Here is a 17,537-nt window from a genome sequence, read left to right on the forward strand (position 1 = left end):
ATGCTCCCCCAATCAAGCGGGCCAGATATACGCGGCAATAGTACCCGGTCCCACATGGCTGCCGACGACGGGGCCGATGTCGGACAGGACCGTTTCTTTCACCGTAAACACGGCAGACAATTGCTTCAGAAAATCATCAACAGAAGCCGGATCTGCCGTAGTGCCCACCGCTACATTAATATTCGTAACACCTGCCAGATCATTTTGGAACAATTCAATCATTCTGGCAGTCGCTTTCTTGCGGCCTCTTACCTTTTCAACCGAAAAAATAATACCTTCATCATCGATAGACAGGATCGGTTTAATATTCAACAGTGTACCCAGTACAGCTGAAGCTTTACCGATGCGTCCACCTTTTTGCAAATATTCTAATGTGTCTACCAGGAAATACAGACAACGCTTACTGCGAAGTTCTTCAGTAGAGGATAGGATCTCTTCTACCGGCAATCCCTCAGCAGCCAACTGGGCTGCATGAACAACAAACAATCCATAGCCATATGACGCTGATTTTGAATCCCACACCGTAATATCAGCTTCTCCCTCTATTAGGGAAGTAGCCAGCAGTGCCGACTGGTAGCTGCCGCTCATTCCGGAAGAGAGGTGCATCGATAGAATGGAACAGCCGGGAAACTCCTTCAGGATTGAATCATATACCCCCACAAAGTCAGCCGGGGAGGGCTGCGAAGTTGTCGGCAGTTGAGTCGATTCGACGAGTTTCTTATAAAACTCGCCAGCGGTAATTTCTACTCCATCGAGATACGTATCACTGCCGAACATAAGACGCAATGGAACAATTCGTATGTCGTATTTCTTCACCAGGTCTGCCGGAATATCCGCTGTGCTGTCTGTGACAATAACGGTCTTCTTCACCGGGAACCCCTCCTAATAAATGACCATCAATAATATATTAAACTTCTACAGAGAACAGATAAGCGTAAATCGGTTGTCCTCCATAGTGTACTTCCACTTCTGCATTCGGATAGTTTTCCTCAAGCCAAGAGCTCAAGCCCTCTGTAATTTCCTCGGTAGCATCCTCACCCGTAAGAAGCGTAATGATTTCATCTCCGGAACTCAGCATTTTACCGAGCAACTCCTGGCATGCGGTTAACAGGTCTGGTGCTGCTGCAACGATCTTCGAATTTTGGATGCCGATGTATTCTCCGGCCTTAATCTGAAGCTCGTCAATATTCGTATCCCGCACGGCGTAGGTTACTTGTCCAGATTGAACACGGGAAACCGCTTCAAGCATATTGTCGGTATTGCTTTCGACACTCTCGTCTTCCTGGAATTCAAAGGCAGCCGCAATACCTTGTGGAATCGTCTTGCTCGGAATCACGGTTACGCTGCGCTCTCCTTCCAGCAGTTCTCTCGCCTGTTGTGCAGCAAGCACAATATTGGAGTTATTCGGCAGGATAAATACCTGCTGTGCGGAAATAGACGTTATCGCATTCACAAAATCCTCCGTGCTCGGATTCATGGTTTGGCCGCCGGCCAGTACAACATCCACGCCAAGACTCTTGAAAATACTCGAAATGCCCTTACCCGACGACACAGCGATGAAACCGTAAGGTGCCAGCTCGTCCGCAGGTGGAACAGCCGGGGCTTCTGGTGTCTTGGTTTCAGCCGGGATATCAGCAAACAGCTCAGGCATCGGTGCAGTGTCCATACCTGTAGACAGCAGGTCACGATGCTGCTCACGCATATTCAGAATATGAATCTGCGTAATTTCGCCATACAACAAAGCCAGGTTCAGTACCTCGCCCGGAGCTTTGGAATGCACATGCACTTTAATCGTTTCATCGTCGGAGATCACAATGATGGAATCACCATTCACGGAAAGCGCTTTTCTAAATTTATCTTCATCAAATGCTGCAGGTTGGGCGTTGCCCAGCTGTCGATTAATGAAAAACTCCATATCGTACAAATATTCGATATCTTCCGTCGAAAGTCTCGATTGTGCTGAAGCTGGAACCTGTACCGTCGCTAAATCCGGATGGGTAACAACACCAGTCACAGCTGCCCGTGATACAGTCTGTTCTACAGATGCGGGAGACACTTCTGAAGAAGAAACACCATTTTTCAGCGCTCTCAGAAACCCTTCATAGATGTATACAAGGCCTTGTCCTCCGGAATCCACAACACCTACCTGCTTCAAAACCGGTAGCATATCCGGAGTTTGGGACAGGGTCTCCTTGGCTTTTGCCAATACTTGTTCCATCAATTCCACGACATCGTTGCTTCTGCGGGAAAAATAAACAGCATGCTTGGCAGCTTCCTTCGCTACCGTGAGGATTGTTCCCTCAACCGGTTTAACAACTGCTTTATAAGCCGCTTCTACACCTGTCTGCAGCGCAGTAGCAAACTGACTAGAGTTCAGTTCCGTATAAGGAGCTGCATAACGGCTGAAGCCGCGGAACAATTGGGACAAAATAACCCCGGAGTTCCCCCGGGCACCCATCAGGAGCCCTTTCGACAGTACACCAGCACTGTGCCCTAAAGATTCCGAATACTTGCTTTTCAGTTCGGCCACACCCGCAGTCATCGTCAAATTCATGTTCGTTCCCGTGTCGCCATCCGGCACCGGAAAAACATTCAGGGAATTGACGTGTTCTGCATGCAGCTGCAGTTGTTCCGCTCCGGCTAGAACCATCGCGGTAAATTCTGTTCCATTCAAAGAACGCTTACTCAATGAGAATTCCCCTTCCTGGCTTGATACAAATAACGCTTTAATTGTATGTTTTTTTGTTCTATTTCAGAGCCTTAAACCGATCATCGCCCAACAAATAATAGATATGCTATGATTAAATGAATTAGTCACAACGCTGGTGATGGGCTGGCTTCGCGTCTGACGAGCCTTCGGCAGCTTACTCTGCAAAGAGAGGGACATACCGATTAGCCCACCGTATTTCTTCGGAAATATTATGGACTAAATAACATTGTACTATAAGAAGAAAAAGAAATAAATGTTTTTAGGATAGTTGACGCAGCAATTTTTACTGTGATATTATATTTAAGTATTGTTTTATGCAGGGTTATGAAACAAGGAGGTGTAATCTATGTCTCGCAAATGTTATGTGACAGGTAAGAAACCAGGTACTGGTAACCACGTTTCCCACGCCAACAACCACAACAAACGTTCTTGGGGCGTAAACGTTCAGAAAGTTCGCATTCTGGTAGACGGCAAGCCAAAACGTGTATACGTTAGCACTCGCGCTTTGAAATCCGGTAAAGTGACTCGCGTATAATTAATCTATGCCCATACAAGCAGAAACGATTACGTCGTCCATGAGAAGGACGATGGCGTTTCTGCGAGAAATATAAGCCAAGTAATGGAAATATAATACTTTCTTATATTTTTAGAAAAACTTTCTTAATCTCCAGCTTTCTAAAGGGCTGCCCGGGACAAGGAAGTTTTTCTTTCGTTTAGATACATGTGACTAAACAAAAAGCACCCTGAACGCAGCAGGTGCTTTTTTTAATGCCTCTTTCCCGGTAACAGTCACGCCGTTGCTGTCCCGGGCGGAGGTTTTGTTATGCCGGGACAAGCTGTCAGCCTTTGTGAAACGTGTTCAAAATGGCCTTCACAAAACCTCCCAAAAACTTCGGCAGCTTGAACGTATAAAATTTCATGTCTCACCCTCCCCATCATTCTCATGCCTTCTAGGTTATTTTATGCACCAAGCCCATAGATGTGAACACGAACAAAAAAGGTTACATGAGAACCCAGCTCATGTAACCATATTTATGCGGGCAATCTTCGCCCTATGCATCAAGCTAACAGACTTACGTCTTAGAACTGCGCGCTCTTGCGAATCTCTGCGATAGCAGACGAGCGATCTGGCTTGCCAAAAACGGCGCTTCCAGCCACCAGTACGTCTGCACCGGCCTTCGTTACGAGCGGAGCCGTCTCGGCTGTTACACCGCCGTCTACCTCTATATGAATTCCCGGATTCGGGGAATTGGCAATCCATTCTCGCAGCTGCTCAATTTTCCGCACGGTGTGCTCGATGAAAGCTTGTCCGCCGAACCCGGGGTTAACGGTCATAACGAGCACCATATCCAGATCAGGCAGCACTTCCTGCAGGACATGGGCAGGAGTTCCCGGATTAATAGCTACACCAACCTTAACCCCGTGCTCCTTAATCAAATGAATGACACGGTGGAGATGTGGACAGGTTTCTGCATGAACAGTAATATAGTCAGCCCCAGCCAATGCGAAATCAGCGATATAACGTTCCGGCTGCTCAATCATCAAATGTACATCCAGTGGCAGTGTAGTGTGGGGTCTGATCGCCTGAACGATGGGAGGTCCAAGCGTAATATTAGGCACGAAATGGCCGTCCATCACGTCTACATGGATCCAGTCCGCTCCTCCCGCCTGTGCTTCTGCAATCTCATCACCAAGTTTGGCAAAATCCGCCGAAAGTATCGATGGCGCTATCTTAATCATAACGTTAGTACCTCCGCTTCTTGTCTTTCATTTCTGTAGAAAAATCCACATAGTGTTTATAACGGCTTTCTGCGATGTCTCCAGCTTCTTTAGCCTGAATGACCTGACAACCGGGTTCATGTGTATGACTACAGCCTCTGAACTTACAATTCTCAGCATAAGGAATGAACTCCCTGAAACAGCTGGACAACTCCTCTACGCCCAGTTCAAGAAAATCCAGCTGACTGAATCCCGGAGTATCGGCGACAAAACCCCCGTTATCCAGTTCTATCAACTCGACATGCCTTGTCGTATGACGTCCGCGACCAAGCCGCATACTGATCTCACTCGTCTCCAAAGACAGTCCAGGCATTAACGCATTGAGCAATGAGGATTTACCTACACCCGATTGACCGGAAAATACACTGATTTGTCCCGCGAGCCGTTCCTTGACTTCCTCAGTACCGACTCCCTGCAACGAACTCGTCACGATAACCTCGTAACCGATCTTCTCGTATATACGCTTTACTTCTTCCGTGGAGTCACCGGAATCATCGGCAAGATCCTGCTTCGTTAAACAGATTAGAGCCTTTAGATCAGAGTGCTCAATATGTACGAGGAATTTGTCCAACAGCAGCATGCTCATATCTGGTTCTTTTACTGAAAATAAAAGAACAGCTAAATGAACATTAGCTACTGGAGGACGTATTAATTGGGAAGACCGCGGAAGAATTTCTTCCACGGTCCCCTCCCCGTTCTCGGTCAAAGAGTACATTACACGATCTCCGACAAGCGGAGAAACACCTCTTTTTTTGAAAATTCCGCGGGCTCTGCATTGAACCGATGGGTCTTCCCCGGATACAACATTGCCTTCTCGCAGTGGTTTGACATAGTAATATCCGCTTAGTGCCTTAACAATCAGTCCTTCAAGCATATGCAGGCCTCACTTTCGGTAGTTTGATGTAAACTTATTACCTGCCTCATCCTGCGGCATCAATGTCATCGTGATTTTTCTTCGAATCCTTCATCTTATCGCCTTTCCCTTTACCCTCATTGGATGAGGCTGAGTCATCTTCATGACCGTTCTCTTCGCCCTGATCTACACCTTGTTCTGTCCCCTGATCTCCACCATTGTCTCCACTATTATCTCCACCATTATGTTCCTGTGAAGGATCAGTGGTGACAGGAACATCAGGCACAGGCGGTGCTTCAATCTCAGGCTGAGGCACAGTGCCGTTCTTCGCGTCGGTATATAGTACCGAATACGTATCAAGCGCACGGCCATCCCGGTAAATTTCTACCGAACCGTTTTTCTCCGGAGCCAGAAGGAGTTTCACCGGGATAATCTCTGTTGTGGTAATCGTGCGGCTTTCCCCTACCTGATTGTCACCTAACGCATCAGAGTATACGATACGAATCTGACTCTTCTCTCCCTCACGGTTAGGTGCCACCGGAACCTTAAAGGTATAGTTTAACGCTTCAGACGGATAACCCGAGCTTACTTTCAAGTTTTGTTCCGTTCCCGGTGTTGCAAGCGTGTTTGGATCATAAGGCCATTGTTCAATAACTAAGCCTTTTGACACGGTGAAGCTTGGCACTTCTTCCACCGTACCGATCTGAAGTCCGAGTGATCTGATCACACTTTCCGCTTCGCTTCGAGTTTTGCCGATCAGGTTTTGCATAGTCACAGATTGCTTGCCTTTACTTACAATCAGCCGGACTTGAACTGTGTCCGGATCAAATTCCTCATCTCTAGCCGGCAATTGGGAAATGATCTTGTCTGCCGGTACGCTGTCATCGTTCTCTTCTCTTATATCAATCCGGTCATCGCTCACCTTCTGGCCTTTCAGCATCTTGAGTGCCTCTTCAAGTGTTTTCCCGGTTAATTCCGGCATTTTACTTAATGGTTTGGCAGCTCCAACCGATAATTGAATAACTGAGCCTTCCTTGACGACGGCTCCTTCAGCCTTACTCTGTTCATACACAATACCTTCGTCCACACCCTGCTTGTATTGTCTGATCACATCGTTATCAACAACAAGGCCCAGTTCCTCCAGCGTACGAACAGCATTTTCTTCTGTCATTTTCACAACGCTAGGAATCGTGACCTCAGGCACAACCAGCATTTTATTCACATAAATGACTACACCAGTCAGAATACCCAGAAACAGTAGAACCAAACCGACTATAAGTGCTGATTTTTTCCATTTCTTCTTCGGGCTTCCGGCCTTAACTTCTTCCTCACCCGGTTCTTCATCCTCCGAATCATCGACGGGAGCAGCAGCAACATGATTACTAGGCTGCATCGTTTTGATAGCAGGCATCACACGGGTCTGATCCTCATCATCTTCGAAATCGACCTTAGGCTCATTCCGCCGGTTAGGCAGCAGACAAGTTTCCAGATCCTGCATCATTTCTTCCGCAGATTGATAACGCTCCTGCGGATTTTTGCGCATCGATTTCAGAATAACATTCTCCACACTTTGAGGAATAAGCGGGTTCACTTCCCTAGGCTCATCAAATTCCTCTTGAAGATGTTTAAGCGCCACACTGATCGGACTTTCTCCGAGAAACGGCAGACGTGCCGTCAGCATTTGATACAATACGATACCAAGAGAATAAAGATCCGACTTCTCTCCGGTAGCTACGCCCTTGGCATGTTCCGGGGAAAAGTAATGCACAGAACCCACAACAGAACCTGTCTGGGTAATCGTCGTAGAAGTTACAGCTCTCGCAATACCAAAATCCGTTACTTTTACACGACCGTTACGGCCGATTAAAATGTTATGGGGTTTGATATCACGATGAATGATCTGATTATGATGGGCATGATCCAGTGCATCACAAATTTGAGAAGCAATTCGTACCGCCTCGTCTACCTGAAGCGGTGCTCTCTCTTTGATGATTTCGTTAAGGTTGTTGCCCTCGATATATTCCATGACGATATAATGAACTTCATCCTCTTGACCAACATCATAAATGCTGACCACATTCGGATGCGACAATGACGCCGCAGATTGTGCCTCACGCCTGAAACGGCGGATAAATTCCTCGTCGTGCACAAACTGCTGCCGCAGCACTTTGATCGCTACGTTTCGGTTCAGTAAAATATCCTGTGCCTTGTAGACCAGCGCCATTCCACCGCCGCCGATTCGTTCTATGATCTTGTAACGACCAGCCAATTCATGTCCGATCATGAATTCCACCCCTTTGTACGTTGCCCAGCACCTTCTTCTTGATGTTCAAACAGGGCGACAGTAATGTTATCGTCGCCTCCGGCGAGAAGTGCCAGTTGAAGCAGGCGGTCTGCTTTTTCCTCCAGAGGAATTTCAAGTGAGCCGACAATTTGTCCTATCCGGTCTCTTCTAACCGGATTACTTAGCCCGTCACTGCATAACAACAGCACCTCTCCCGCCTCAATGGCTACCTGGCTCAATTCAACAGATACATCTATATCTGTTCCTAGCGCCCGTATTAGCACATTTTTACGCGGATGAGACTCTAATTCCTCCTCGGTAATCTGACCGCTTTTAAACAGTTCATTGACCAGTGTGTGATCATCTGTCAGCCGGATCACTTGACCTGTTGAGATTTTATATGCCCGGCTATCACCGATATGCCCGATATAACCTTCATAGCCCTGAAGCAGCACAGCTACAATGGTCGTTCCCATGTTGTGCAGCCGCTCATCGGCGGAAGCTTCCTGATATATCACTTCATTGGCATGCAGGATGGCGTCGCTTAACGCTGCCCGAATGCCGTCCATGGACATATCCGGTTCCAGGGAAGATAAGTCTTCAGCCACGGTCTGAACCGCGAGCCTGCTGGCGGTGTCCCCTGCAAGGTGACCCCCCATGCCGTCGGCAACAATGCCAAGTGTATAGCCATGCTCCAAATGACGGATCAGGACAGAATCCTCATTCACCTGCCGAACCCGTCCGACATGGCTGACATGAACCGTATTGATCAAATTATTCTCACCTCAACTCCATATGCTTAGCCCGAAGCTGACCGCAAGCGGCAGCAATATCGTGACCCTGTTCACGGCGGATGGTTACATTAACACCCTTATCTGCGAGCGTACGTTGAAATTTGAAAATATCGTTGCGCGACGTGCGGACATACTTCCGTTCCGGCACGTGGTTGACCGGGATCAGGTTTACGTAGCAATTCATGTCTTTAATTACGTCTGCCAGCTCTTCCGCATGCTCAGCCTGGTCATTGACACCGCCGATCAAGGCATACTCAAACGTAATACGGCGTCCTGTCTTAGCCTGGTAATACCGAAGAGCTTCGATGACATCATCGAATGGATAACGCCGATTGACCGGCATCAGCTTGGAACGAAGCGTATCGTTCGGCGCATGGATAGATATCGCCAGGTTGATTTGAGTGTTTTCCTCGGCAAACTTATAGATGTTAGGTACGATACCGCTTGTCGACACCGTAATATGGCGCTGACCAATGTTCAGCCCTTTCTCATGAATCATGGTCCGCAGAAACTTCATCGTTGCTTCATAATTCTCGAACGGTTCCCCGGTGCCCATAATGACAATACTGCTGACGCGCTCCCCTTTCTTATCAAGAATCTTCTGTGCTTGAACGACTTGGGCAACGATCTCGCCGGATGTTAAATCCCGTTTCAACCCACCCAAGGTAGAAGCACAAAACGTACAGCCAATTCGGCAGCCAACCTGAGTTGTCACGCAAATGCTGTTACCGTAGTTATGTTTCATAATAACGGTCTCGATCGCATGATCGTCATGCAGTCCGAACAGAAATTTGACTGTACCGTCCTTTGATTCGAACTTGGTAATTTCTTTCAAAGTTACGAAACTGAATTGCTCCTCCAGTTTTTGACGCAGATCTTTAGAAAGATTTGTCATCTCTTCGAAGGAATCTACGCGTTTAACATACAGCCAATCATATATTTGGGAACCGCGGAATGCGGGTTCTCCATTGTCCTGAGCCCATGCTTGAAGCTCCTCAAGCGAAAAATCGTATATAAAGGGGTTCATCTCATTCCACCTGTCTTTTTCATTCATATGCATCTCTTTTCTCATTCTTCCTATTCTAACATAAATAAAAGAGACGGTAAAAGAGAAAACCCGCCAGTAAGGCGGGCCATTCCTATTGTCCTGCAAACAAAGCCTCTTAAGAGAGCCTGCGAAGTCTCACAATATAAAATCCGTCACTGTGGAAATGCTGCGGAAGGATCTGTACGCCCCCACCTCGAGGAAGTGCATTCTTCAATGCCCGGCTCATACTACCAGCTTCATCATCAGCAACCTCAAAGTTTGGATTGTCGGCCAAAAACGCGGCAACCGTCCCTTCGTTCTCTCCAGGTTCGATTGTACACGTACTGTATACAAGTACTCCACCGGGTCGAACGAGACCGGATACCGATTGCAACAATTCACGCTGCAGCTTTGCAATTTCTTGAATATCCTCAGGCGTCTTGGCCCACTTCAGATCCGGCTTCCGCCGGATCACACCAAGCCCTGAGCAAGGTGCATCCAACAAAATGCGGTCGAAGGATCCGAGCTCGTAGTTCTTCACTAAATCCAGCGCATTGCCTGTAACCGTCATAATACTGTCCAGACCCAGCCGCTCCGCCTGCTCGGATATGAGCTTCTGTTTATGGGAATGCAGGTCATTGGCTATGACGGAACCTTCATCCTTCATGATTTCGCTCATATGAGCCGTCTTGCCGCCTGGGGCGGCGCAGCAGTCCAACACTCTCATGCCGGGGGCCGGATGAACAGCCTCGGCGACCAGCATCGAGCTCTCATCCTGGATGGAGATCATTCCGTCACGATACCAGTCTGTATGGGCCATATTTCCACCGCTTCTTACGATAATTCCATAAGGACTCAGTTGTGAGGGTACCGCCTCAAGACCGCTGTTGATCATCTCTTCCAACATGCCCTCACGGCTGATCATCGTTGTATTGACCCGGACACTAACGGCAGGCGGCTCATTATTAGCTTCGCAAATCGCTTCAGCCGTATCCTCGCCATATTGTTCGATCCAGCGCTCCACAAGCCATTTCGGATGGGAATGACGGAGAGAAATTCGATCCACTGCGGGCAAGTTATCAGGAACAACCAGCTCATCCTTTTGTCGGAGTATACTTCGCAGCACACCATTGACCATGCCTGATATACCCTGATGACCGCGCCGCTTCGCCAGGTTAACAGCCTCGCTGACAACAGCATGCTCCGGAATCCGATCCAGATACACAATCTGATACAGACTCAGCCGCAACAGCGCTCTTACCCAGGGCTGCAGCTTGGCTGTACCTTTCTTAACAAACCGGTCAAGAAAATAATCCAAGGTGTTTAGGCGGGATATCGTTCCGTATACAAGCTCCGTTGCAAGCCCGGCGTCACCCTTTTCGAGAGAAGCCTTCTGAAGGGCCGTATTGAGCAGCAGATTGCTGTACGCCCCTTCCTGCTCCACCTGTGTCAGAACATTCATAGCCAGTTCCCTGGCTGATAATGTACGCCCCCTGGAAGAAGTGTTTCCTCGTCCGCTCACGTCAGCACCGTCCCGGGCGTCATGCTTGTCCCACGGCTAAACTGTGCAGCATCCATCGCTTTTTTACCGCTCGGCTGGACCGATAACATTGTTAGGAAGCCGTCGCCAGTCTTCACCACAATACCCTTCTCGCTTAGGTCGAGCACCGTTCCAGGAATGGCTTTCCCTGAAGCGGAGCTTCCGTTCCCGGGAGCTTCAGCTGCCCATACCTTGAACACCTCATCGTTCCAAAGGGTAAATCCACCGGAAAATGGAACAAGACCTCGTATCTGGTTGTAGATTTCCCGAGACGTGCGGGTCCAATCGATCTTCTCATCTTCACGCGACAAGTTCGGGGCATACGTTGCCTCCTCATCGTTCTGAGGAACTGCCTGCACCTTGCCGCCCGTCAGGGACGGAAGCTGCTCCTTCAGAAGTGAAGCTCCAGCGATGCTGAGTTTCTCAAACATCGTTCCGGCGGTGTCATCATCCTGGATCGGAACTTCCACGCGGGCAATCATATCCCCCGTATCAAGGCCTTCAGCCATATACATTAACGTAATCCCTGTAACCTTCTCCCCGTTGATGATACAACGCTGGATGGGAGCTCCTCCCCGATACTTAGGGAGGAGTGAGCCATGGACGTTCAAACAGCCGAGCGAAGGCATATCTAGCACAGCTTTCGGCAAAATTTGCCCATACGCTGCCGTAACAATCATATCCGGCTCATATTTTGAGAGCTCAGCTATCGCTTCCGGGCTGCGAAGGCGTTGCGGCTGCAGCACAGGAATGCCATGACGCAAAGCCGCTTCTTTTACAGGGGTAGGTGTAAGCACCTTTTTCCGCCCCTGCGGTCGGTCCGGCTGCGTTACGACTGCCGTAATGTTGTAGCCTTCAGCTACGAGCATGTCGAGACTGGGCACGGCGAACGCAGGGGTACCCATAAATACGATATTCATCGATCTTCCAGCTCCCTCCGTGGAGGCAGGTTCGGATCATATTCGTACACCCGTTCCGCGATGTCTGTAAACAGAACCCCGTTCAGATGGTCTATTTCATGCTGAAAAGCACGGGCTAGCAGACCCGTTGCCGTCACGATCAGTTCATTTCCTTCGCGATCAAGCCCCTTCACCTTTACCTGCTCGGCACGGCGCACATCACCGTTCCATCCAGGGATGCTTAGGCAGCCTTCAGGTCCGAACTGCTCACCTTCACTTTCCAGAATTTCCGGGTTCATCATCTTGATCAACCCATGCTCATCCCCAGCATCTACCACGATAAGACGTTTTAATATGCCTACCTGAGGTGCAGCAAGACCAACGCCATCCGCATCATACATGGTATCCGCCATATCATCCAGCAGCTTCTGAACGTTTGGCGTTACTTTTGTAACTTCTTTGGCCTTTTTGTGCAGTACCTCGTCCGGTTCCTTAACAATAATACGTATTGCCATCATGACACCTTCCTCACGCTTTTCATTCAATATATGCTGTATTACATTAACATTTGCGGGTCCACGTCAATGCTAATTTGCAGTTTCGTGTCACGCACCGAATCCTGTAGCTCCTCAGCCACCTGCCTGACAAGCGAGACAGCATCCATCGTCCCACGCCATTTTATCATACATTGGAATCTGTATCTATTTTTTAGCCTTGGAATAGGCGATGCTACGGGCCCCAGAACATCCAGGGCGTCAGCGGCAAAGCGGTCCAGACTACCGAACCAGCCTCTCCGGTCCGCCCTTCCCTTCAAATCTGCCGCATAATTTTCCGCGATACGGACAAGCAGCGGCAGCTGCTCATGCGATAGTGTCACCAGAATAAGCCTGCAATATGGAGGATAATGCAGCGCCTTGCGGTGCTTGAGCTCATCCTTAACGAATGTCAGATAGTCGTGTCCGCTCGCATGAATAATCGAATAATGCTCGGGCGTATAGGATTGAATGACAACCTCCCCCGGAAGCTGATGGCGGCCTGCACGGCCGGCAACCTGGGTTAATAGCTGGAACGTTTTCTCAGCTGCTCTGAAATCTGGCAGGTTTAGTGCCGAATCCGCTGTAATGACACCGACAAGCGTTACATCCGGAAAATCAAGGCCTTTGGCTACCATCTGGGTACCGAGCAGAACGTCCGCTTTTTTATCCCTGAACTGCTTAAGCAGCTTTTCATGCGAACCCTTCTCTGTCGTCGTATCCACATCCATCCGGATCACCCTGATTCCCGGAAACAGTTTGGCAAGCTCTTCCTCAACACGTTGGGTCCCGGTTCCGAAATAACGGATATGCTCGCTTCCACAGTCCGGACATACTTCCGGAGCTTGCTGCGCATATCCACAGTAGTGACAACGAAGATTGTTCGATTTCTGATGGTATGTTAGTGAAATATCGCATTCGGGACAGCCTGCCACGTACCCGCAGCTGCGGCACATCACAAACGTAGAGTATCCGCGCCGGTTAAGCAGCAGCACCGTCTGTTCTCCACGCTCCAGCCGGATCGCAATCGCCTCATGAAGAGGACGGCTAAACATGGAGCGATTACCTTCCTTCAACTCTTCACGCATATCAACAATAGTAACTTCTGGCAGCCGATTGCCTAACGCACGTGTCGGCATTTCCAGCAGTTCTGGTGCAAAATCCTCCTGGGATTGCGATCTAGCAGCATGATAGCTCTCCAGCGAAGGGGTAGCCGAGCCCAAAATTACGGCTGCGCCTGTTTCTGATGCCCGCCGAATCGCCACATCTCTGGCGTGATACTTCGGCGTTTCTTCCTGTTTATAAGAGGTCTCATGCTCCTCATCCATAATGATCAATCCAAGGCGGTCAAAAGGTGCAAAAATAGCCGAACGCGCTCCAACGACTACCGAAGCACGGCCTTCATGAATTTTTCTCCACTCGTCATAACGCTCACCGTCCGAAAGCCGGCTGTGCATCACGGCAACCAGATCTCCAAAACGTCCTTTAAATCGTTCAACCATCTGAGGTGTAAGTGAGATTTCCGGAACAAGCACGATCGCTTGCCGTTCCTGCTCCAGGCATCGCTGGATACTCTGAAGATAGATTTCCGTCTTCCCACTCCCAGTGACCCCGTGTAATAGAAAGACGCTATGCCGGCGCTCATCCAGCTTATAAACAATTCGTCTGTACACCTGCTGCTGCTCTTGTGTAAGAACAAGCGGTTCGCTCGGTTTAAAATCCCGGCCTTTATAAGGATCCCGGAATACTTCCATATCCTCGATCCGGATATACCCTTTATCAGCAAGAGCTTTAACGGTTCCGGCTGTCACCCCGAGAGCAGACAATACTTCTTTCATTGCTATAGGAAGGAATGATTCCATTTCTATGATATATGCGAGAACTTCTTTTTGGCGCTGGGCTTTTGCCGGAAATGACGCTAGCGCTTCCTGCGCCTCTGCAACTTCTACAGCCAATTCCACGGCTTTCATCGTTTTTTTCTGCAGCTTGTCCTTAATCTGCTGATGCTCAAGCAGTAGCCCCCGTGCCAGCAAGGCTTTGATCTGGTCTGAGTCATTCGGAAAAGCCCGGTTTACTTGCTCTAATGTGACTTCACCACGTTGTTTAACAAAATCCAAAACCGCTTGCTCCACTTCATTTTCGGGAAGCACGGCAAACAGGCCGTCTTCCGGCCCGCGATCATCCTCATCAGGATTTCCGAGTGTAATATAACGCTCCGCTTTACCTTTAAGCGCTGTTGGAAGCATGGACTGCAGTGCCGTGATTTGACGGCACGCATAACGCTCCTTCATCCACTCGCTGAGCTTAATCAACGCCGGGGACAATGGAGGAGCGAAGTCCAGAACTTCCTGGATTGGCTTCATTTTGGCATAATCCATCTCGGGACGCGGATGCAGAGACACAACGAAGCCTTGCAGTGTCCGGTGTCCGAAAGGGACACCTACCCGGCTTCCAACCTCAACCCACGGCCGAAGCCGTTCTGGGATCAGATAATCAAACGGCCGATCGGTGTCCTTGGACGGAACGTCCACAATCACTCTGGCCATTTCCATCAAGATTCCCCCCTTGCCATTCGCTCAGCTGCCAAAGTAAGCAGGCGCAGAGCCACATCCTCCTTAGACATGAGCGGAAGATGAAGTGCGAGCCCTTCCGAGTCGAATATTTGCACACTATTCGTATCTGTTCCAAATCCGACGCCGGATTTTGTTACGTCATTCGCTACGATAAGATCGCAGTTTTTACGACGCAGCTTGTCCATCGCATACTGTTCCACCAAATTGGTTTCAGCAGCGAATCCGATCAGAAACTGTGACTTTTTGGATTTGCCCATGGTCTCCAGAATATCTGTCGTTTTGACCAGCTCCAGTGTCATGGTCTCTCCCTGCTTTTTCAGCTTCGAGGAGGCTGCTTTCATCGGCCGATAGTCGGCTACCGCGGCAGCTTTGACGATCAGGTCACTGTCATCGAACTCCCGCATGACAGCTTCATACATGTCCTGTGCTGATTCCACTCGCTCCGTCTTTACACCCTCCGGAAGAGATACATCGGTATGAGCTGCGATCAAATGGACGTCCGCACCCATATCTTTTGCCGCCTTGGCTATCGCAAAGCCCATTTTGCCAGATGAATCATTTGTAATGTAACGCACCGGATCAATGCGTTCGATCGTTCCGCCTGCGGTTACGACTACCTTTTTACCTGACAAAATCCCATCTGCCCTATCTTTTCCAGAAAGCACTGGGTCCATTTCCTGCTGTTTAAAAAATCTTTCCACCACTTCAACAATACTTTCCGGCTCTTCCATACGACCTTTGCCGACATAGCCGCAAGCGAGTAGACCCTCACCAGGCTCGATCATCGACACTCCGCGGGAAACTAATGTCTCCATGTTCGCTACAACCGCGGGATGTGTATACATATGCACATTCATTGCCGGGGAAATCATAACTGGTGCCGTGGTTGCCAGAAGTGTGGTCGTAAGCATATCATCGGCAAGGCCGTTTGCCATTTTGCCTATAACATTGGCCGTAGCCGGAGCTACCAATACCAAGTCGGCCAGATCTGCCAGATGAATATGGGATACGACAGAAGGCTCACGCTCATCAAACGTATCGCTGTATACCGGATTTTTAGTAAGCGACTGCAGTGTTAGCTCAGTAATAAACTGCTTGGCCGAGGACGTCATAATCACATGCACATCGGCCCCCTTTTGGACGAGTCTGCTACACAGCGTAGCGGCTTTGTACGCCGCAATGCCGCCCGTGACTCCAAGCACAATAACTTTACCGTTTAACATAACTGCTCCCCCCGCTTTATGTATTAAAACAACAAAGAAGCAAAGCTTATATTGTAAACCCGCTTCTGAAAGAATATAAGCCTAGTATAAATGAAATCTTATACTAGCTTATATTCTCAAAAAAATAACAACCTTTCGGTTGTCACATTTTTGTATAGCATCTTATTAAAATGTCAGGAAGCTTACTCTTCGCCCCGCTCAACGCGGATGAGATCACCGTAAATTTCCTCCAGAGCAACACCCACATGTTTATGGGATTTCGGGTTTTTCAGCTCACTGTTCTCACCTTCGCGCAGCTGACGTGCACGGCGGGAAGCCGCGACAACGAGCGAGTACTTACTGTCCACTTTGTTCATCATTTCATCGATGGAAGGATATAGCATAGTTTCAAAGCACCTCATTTTCATATACTAAATTATCTCTCACTGTCAAAAAGAAAGCTAATGATCTCACTTCACGACTTTACAGTGTTCGGCAATAATAATAGATTCTATTCGTTTGCATGCGTGATTGATTTCGTCATTGACAACCGCATAATCATAATGTCGTATCAATTCCATTTCATCAACCGCTACAGACATCCGGTGATCTATCGTAGCCTGATTTTCCGTGCCGCGCCCAACAATACGGTCCTTCAATTCATCCAAAGACGGTGGGGTCAGGAAAATAAATATCCCCTCAGGGAACTTCTCCTTAACCTTCAACGCACCTTGCACTTCAATCTCCAGAATAATATCCTTACCGTTTGCTATGGTCTCTTCCACAAAATCGCGCGGAGTACCGTAATAATTACCGACATACTCCGCAAATTCCAAGAGCTGATCATTCTCGATCATGGAGTGAAACTGTTCACGTTCCTTGAAAAAATAGTTAACACCGTCCACTTCACCCATACGCGGTTTGCGCGTTGTGGCTGAAACCGAGTATACCAGATCCGGAACTAAACTGCGCAGTGCGCTGCATACCGTTCCTTTACCTACACCGGACGGACCGGACAATACAATTAATAATCCCTTTGTAGACATAATACTCCCCATCTTTATTCGTCGTTGTCATCATCTTTGCTGGATAAACGGTGAGCAACCGTCTCCGGTTGCACAGCCGACAAAATGACATGATCGCTGTCCGTTATGATCACAGCCCTGGTCCGGCGGCCGTAAGTGGCATCAATCAGCATATGACGATCCCTTGCTTCTTGAATAATCCGCTTAATCGGAGCTGATTCGGGGCTTACGATCGAAATGATACGATTGGCCGATACGATATTCCCGAAGCCAATATTAATGAGTTTGATTGCCATATTGCGGTTGCTCCCCCTATAC

At 48.7% G+C, this 17,537-nt stretch carries 17 protein-coding genes; 1 reads left to right on the forward strand and 16 read right to left on the reverse strand.

The genetic code is table 11. The features are described from left to right. Window positions 1-12 precede the first annotated feature (12 nt). Together AC2TF5_RS18780 and AC2TF5_RS18785 are read right to left on the reverse strand one after the other, a co-directional pair. Window positions 13-870, reverse strand: a complete 858-nt coding sequence (locus tag AC2TF5_RS18780) for a DegV family protein (RefSeq protein ID WP_491298698.1) — start codon at window positions 868-870, stop codon at window positions 13-15. Between the two features lie 37 nt (window positions 871-907). Beyond that, window positions 908-2,689, reverse strand: a complete 1,782-nt coding sequence (locus AC2TF5_RS18785; RefSeq protein ID WP_491298699.1) for a DAK2 domain-containing protein — start codon at window positions 2,687-2,689, stop codon at window positions 908-910. A gap of 367 nt (window positions 2,690-3,056) precedes the next feature. On the opposite strand from AC2TF5_RS18785, the gene rpmB reads away from it, so the two are divergent. Next, window positions 3,057-3,245, forward strand: a complete 189-nt coding sequence (gene rpmB / locus AC2TF5_RS18790; protein WP_054957233.1) for a 50S ribosomal protein L28 — start codon at window positions 3,057-3,059, stop codon at window positions 3,243-3,245. A 304-nt stretch (window positions 3,246-3,549) separates the two neighbouring features. On the opposite strand, the gene spoVM is transcribed toward rpmB, so the two are convergent. From spoVM to remA, 14 genes are all read right to left on the reverse strand, one after another. Next, entirely contained in the window at window positions 3,550-3,630 is an 81-nt protein-coding gene (spoVM, locus tag AC2TF5_RS18795) for a stage V sporulation protein SpoVM (RefSeq protein WP_095263314.1), read from the reverse strand. A 160-nt stretch (window positions 3,631-3,790) separates the two neighbouring features. After that, window positions 3,791-4,450, reverse strand: coding sequence for a ribulose-phosphate 3-epimerase (gene rpe / locus AC2TF5_RS18800; protein ID WP_491298700.1), 660 nt, complete (start codon window positions 4,448-4,450; stop codon window positions 3,791-3,793). Between the two features lie 4 nt (window positions 4,451-4,454). Next, a complete protein-coding gene (gene rsgA / locus AC2TF5_RS18805) occupies window positions 4,455-5,363 on the reverse strand; it encodes a ribosome small subunit-dependent GTPase A (RefSeq protein WP_491298701.1) in 909 nt (302 codons plus the stop codon). A gap of 46 nt (window positions 5,364-5,409) precedes the next feature. Continuing rightward, window positions 5,410-7,626: a Stk1 family PASTA domain-containing Ser/Thr kinase gene (gene pknB / locus AC2TF5_RS18810; RefSeq protein ID WP_491298702.1), complete on the reverse strand. Its 2,217-nt coding sequence runs from the start codon at window positions 7,624-7,626 to the stop codon at window positions 5,410-5,412. Further along, window positions 7,623-8,399: a Stp1/IreP family PP2C-type Ser/Thr phosphatase gene (locus tag AC2TF5_RS18815; protein ID WP_491298704.1), complete on the reverse strand. Its 777-nt coding sequence runs from the start codon at window positions 8,397-8,399 to the stop codon at window positions 7,623-7,625. The genes pknB and AC2TF5_RS18815 overlap by 4 nt, the downstream gene beginning before the upstream one ends. Before the next feature lie 7 nt (window positions 8,400-8,406). Next, window positions 8,407-9,447 (reverse strand): dual-specificity RNA methyltransferase RlmN, encoded by a 1,041-nt coding sequence (gene rlmN / locus AC2TF5_RS18820; RefSeq protein WP_491298705.1) that lies wholly within the window; start codon window positions 9,445-9,447, stop codon window positions 8,407-8,409. A gap of 136 nt (window positions 9,448-9,583) precedes the next feature. Continuing rightward, on the reverse strand, window positions 9,584-10,909 hold the full coding sequence (gene rsmB, locus AC2TF5_RS18825; protein WP_491302936.1) for a 16S rRNA (cytosine(967)-C(5))-methyltransferase RsmB: 1,326 nt from the start codon (window positions 10,907-10,909) through the stop codon (window positions 9,584-9,586). Window positions 10,910-10,965: 56 nt separating this feature from the next. Then, complete coding sequence (fmt, locus tag AC2TF5_RS18830; protein WP_491298706.1) at window positions 10,966-11,907, reverse strand: methionyl-tRNA formyltransferase; 942 nt, start codon at window positions 11,905-11,907, stop codon at window positions 10,966-10,968. Then, window positions 11,904-12,401, reverse strand: a complete 498-nt coding sequence (gene def, locus AC2TF5_RS18835) for a peptide deformylase (RefSeq protein WP_491302937.1) — start codon at window positions 12,399-12,401, stop codon at window positions 11,904-11,906. Before def ends, fmt begins: the two co-directional genes overlap by 4 nt. A 41-nt stretch (window positions 12,402-12,442) precedes the next feature. Next, window positions 12,443-14,971 carry a primosomal protein N' gene (priA, locus tag AC2TF5_RS18840; RefSeq protein WP_491298707.1) on the reverse strand — a complete coding sequence of 843 codons (2,529 nt, stop codon included), beginning with the start codon at window positions 14,969-14,971 and terminating at the stop codon, window positions 12,443-12,445. Then, complete coding sequence (gene coaBC / locus AC2TF5_RS18845; RefSeq protein ID WP_491298708.1) at window positions 14,971-16,215, reverse strand: bifunctional phosphopantothenoylcysteine decarboxylase/phosphopantothenate--cysteine ligase CoaBC; 1,245 nt, start codon at window positions 16,213-16,215, stop codon at window positions 14,971-14,973. Before coaBC ends, priA begins: the two co-directional genes overlap by 1 nt. Before the next feature lie 182 nt (window positions 16,216-16,397). Next, window positions 16,398-16,598, reverse strand: coding sequence for a DNA-directed RNA polymerase subunit omega (gene rpoZ, locus AC2TF5_RS18850; RefSeq protein ID WP_491298709.1), 201 nt, complete (start codon window positions 16,596-16,598; stop codon window positions 16,398-16,400). 66 nt (window positions 16,599-16,664) lie between these two features. Next, on the reverse strand, window positions 16,665-17,240 hold the full coding sequence (gmk, locus tag AC2TF5_RS18855; RefSeq protein ID WP_491298710.1) for a guanylate kinase: 576 nt from the start codon (window positions 17,238-17,240) through the stop codon (window positions 16,665-16,667). Window positions 17,241-17,254: 14 nt separating this feature from the next. After that, window positions 17,255-17,515, reverse strand: a complete 261-nt coding sequence (gene remA / locus AC2TF5_RS18860; protein ID WP_006209218.1) for an extracellular matrix/biofilm regulator RemA — start codon at window positions 17,513-17,515, stop codon at window positions 17,255-17,257. Window positions 17,516-17,537: the final 22 nt, after the last annotated feature.

This window comes from Paenibacillus sp. JNUCC 34, from assembly GCF_058269055.1.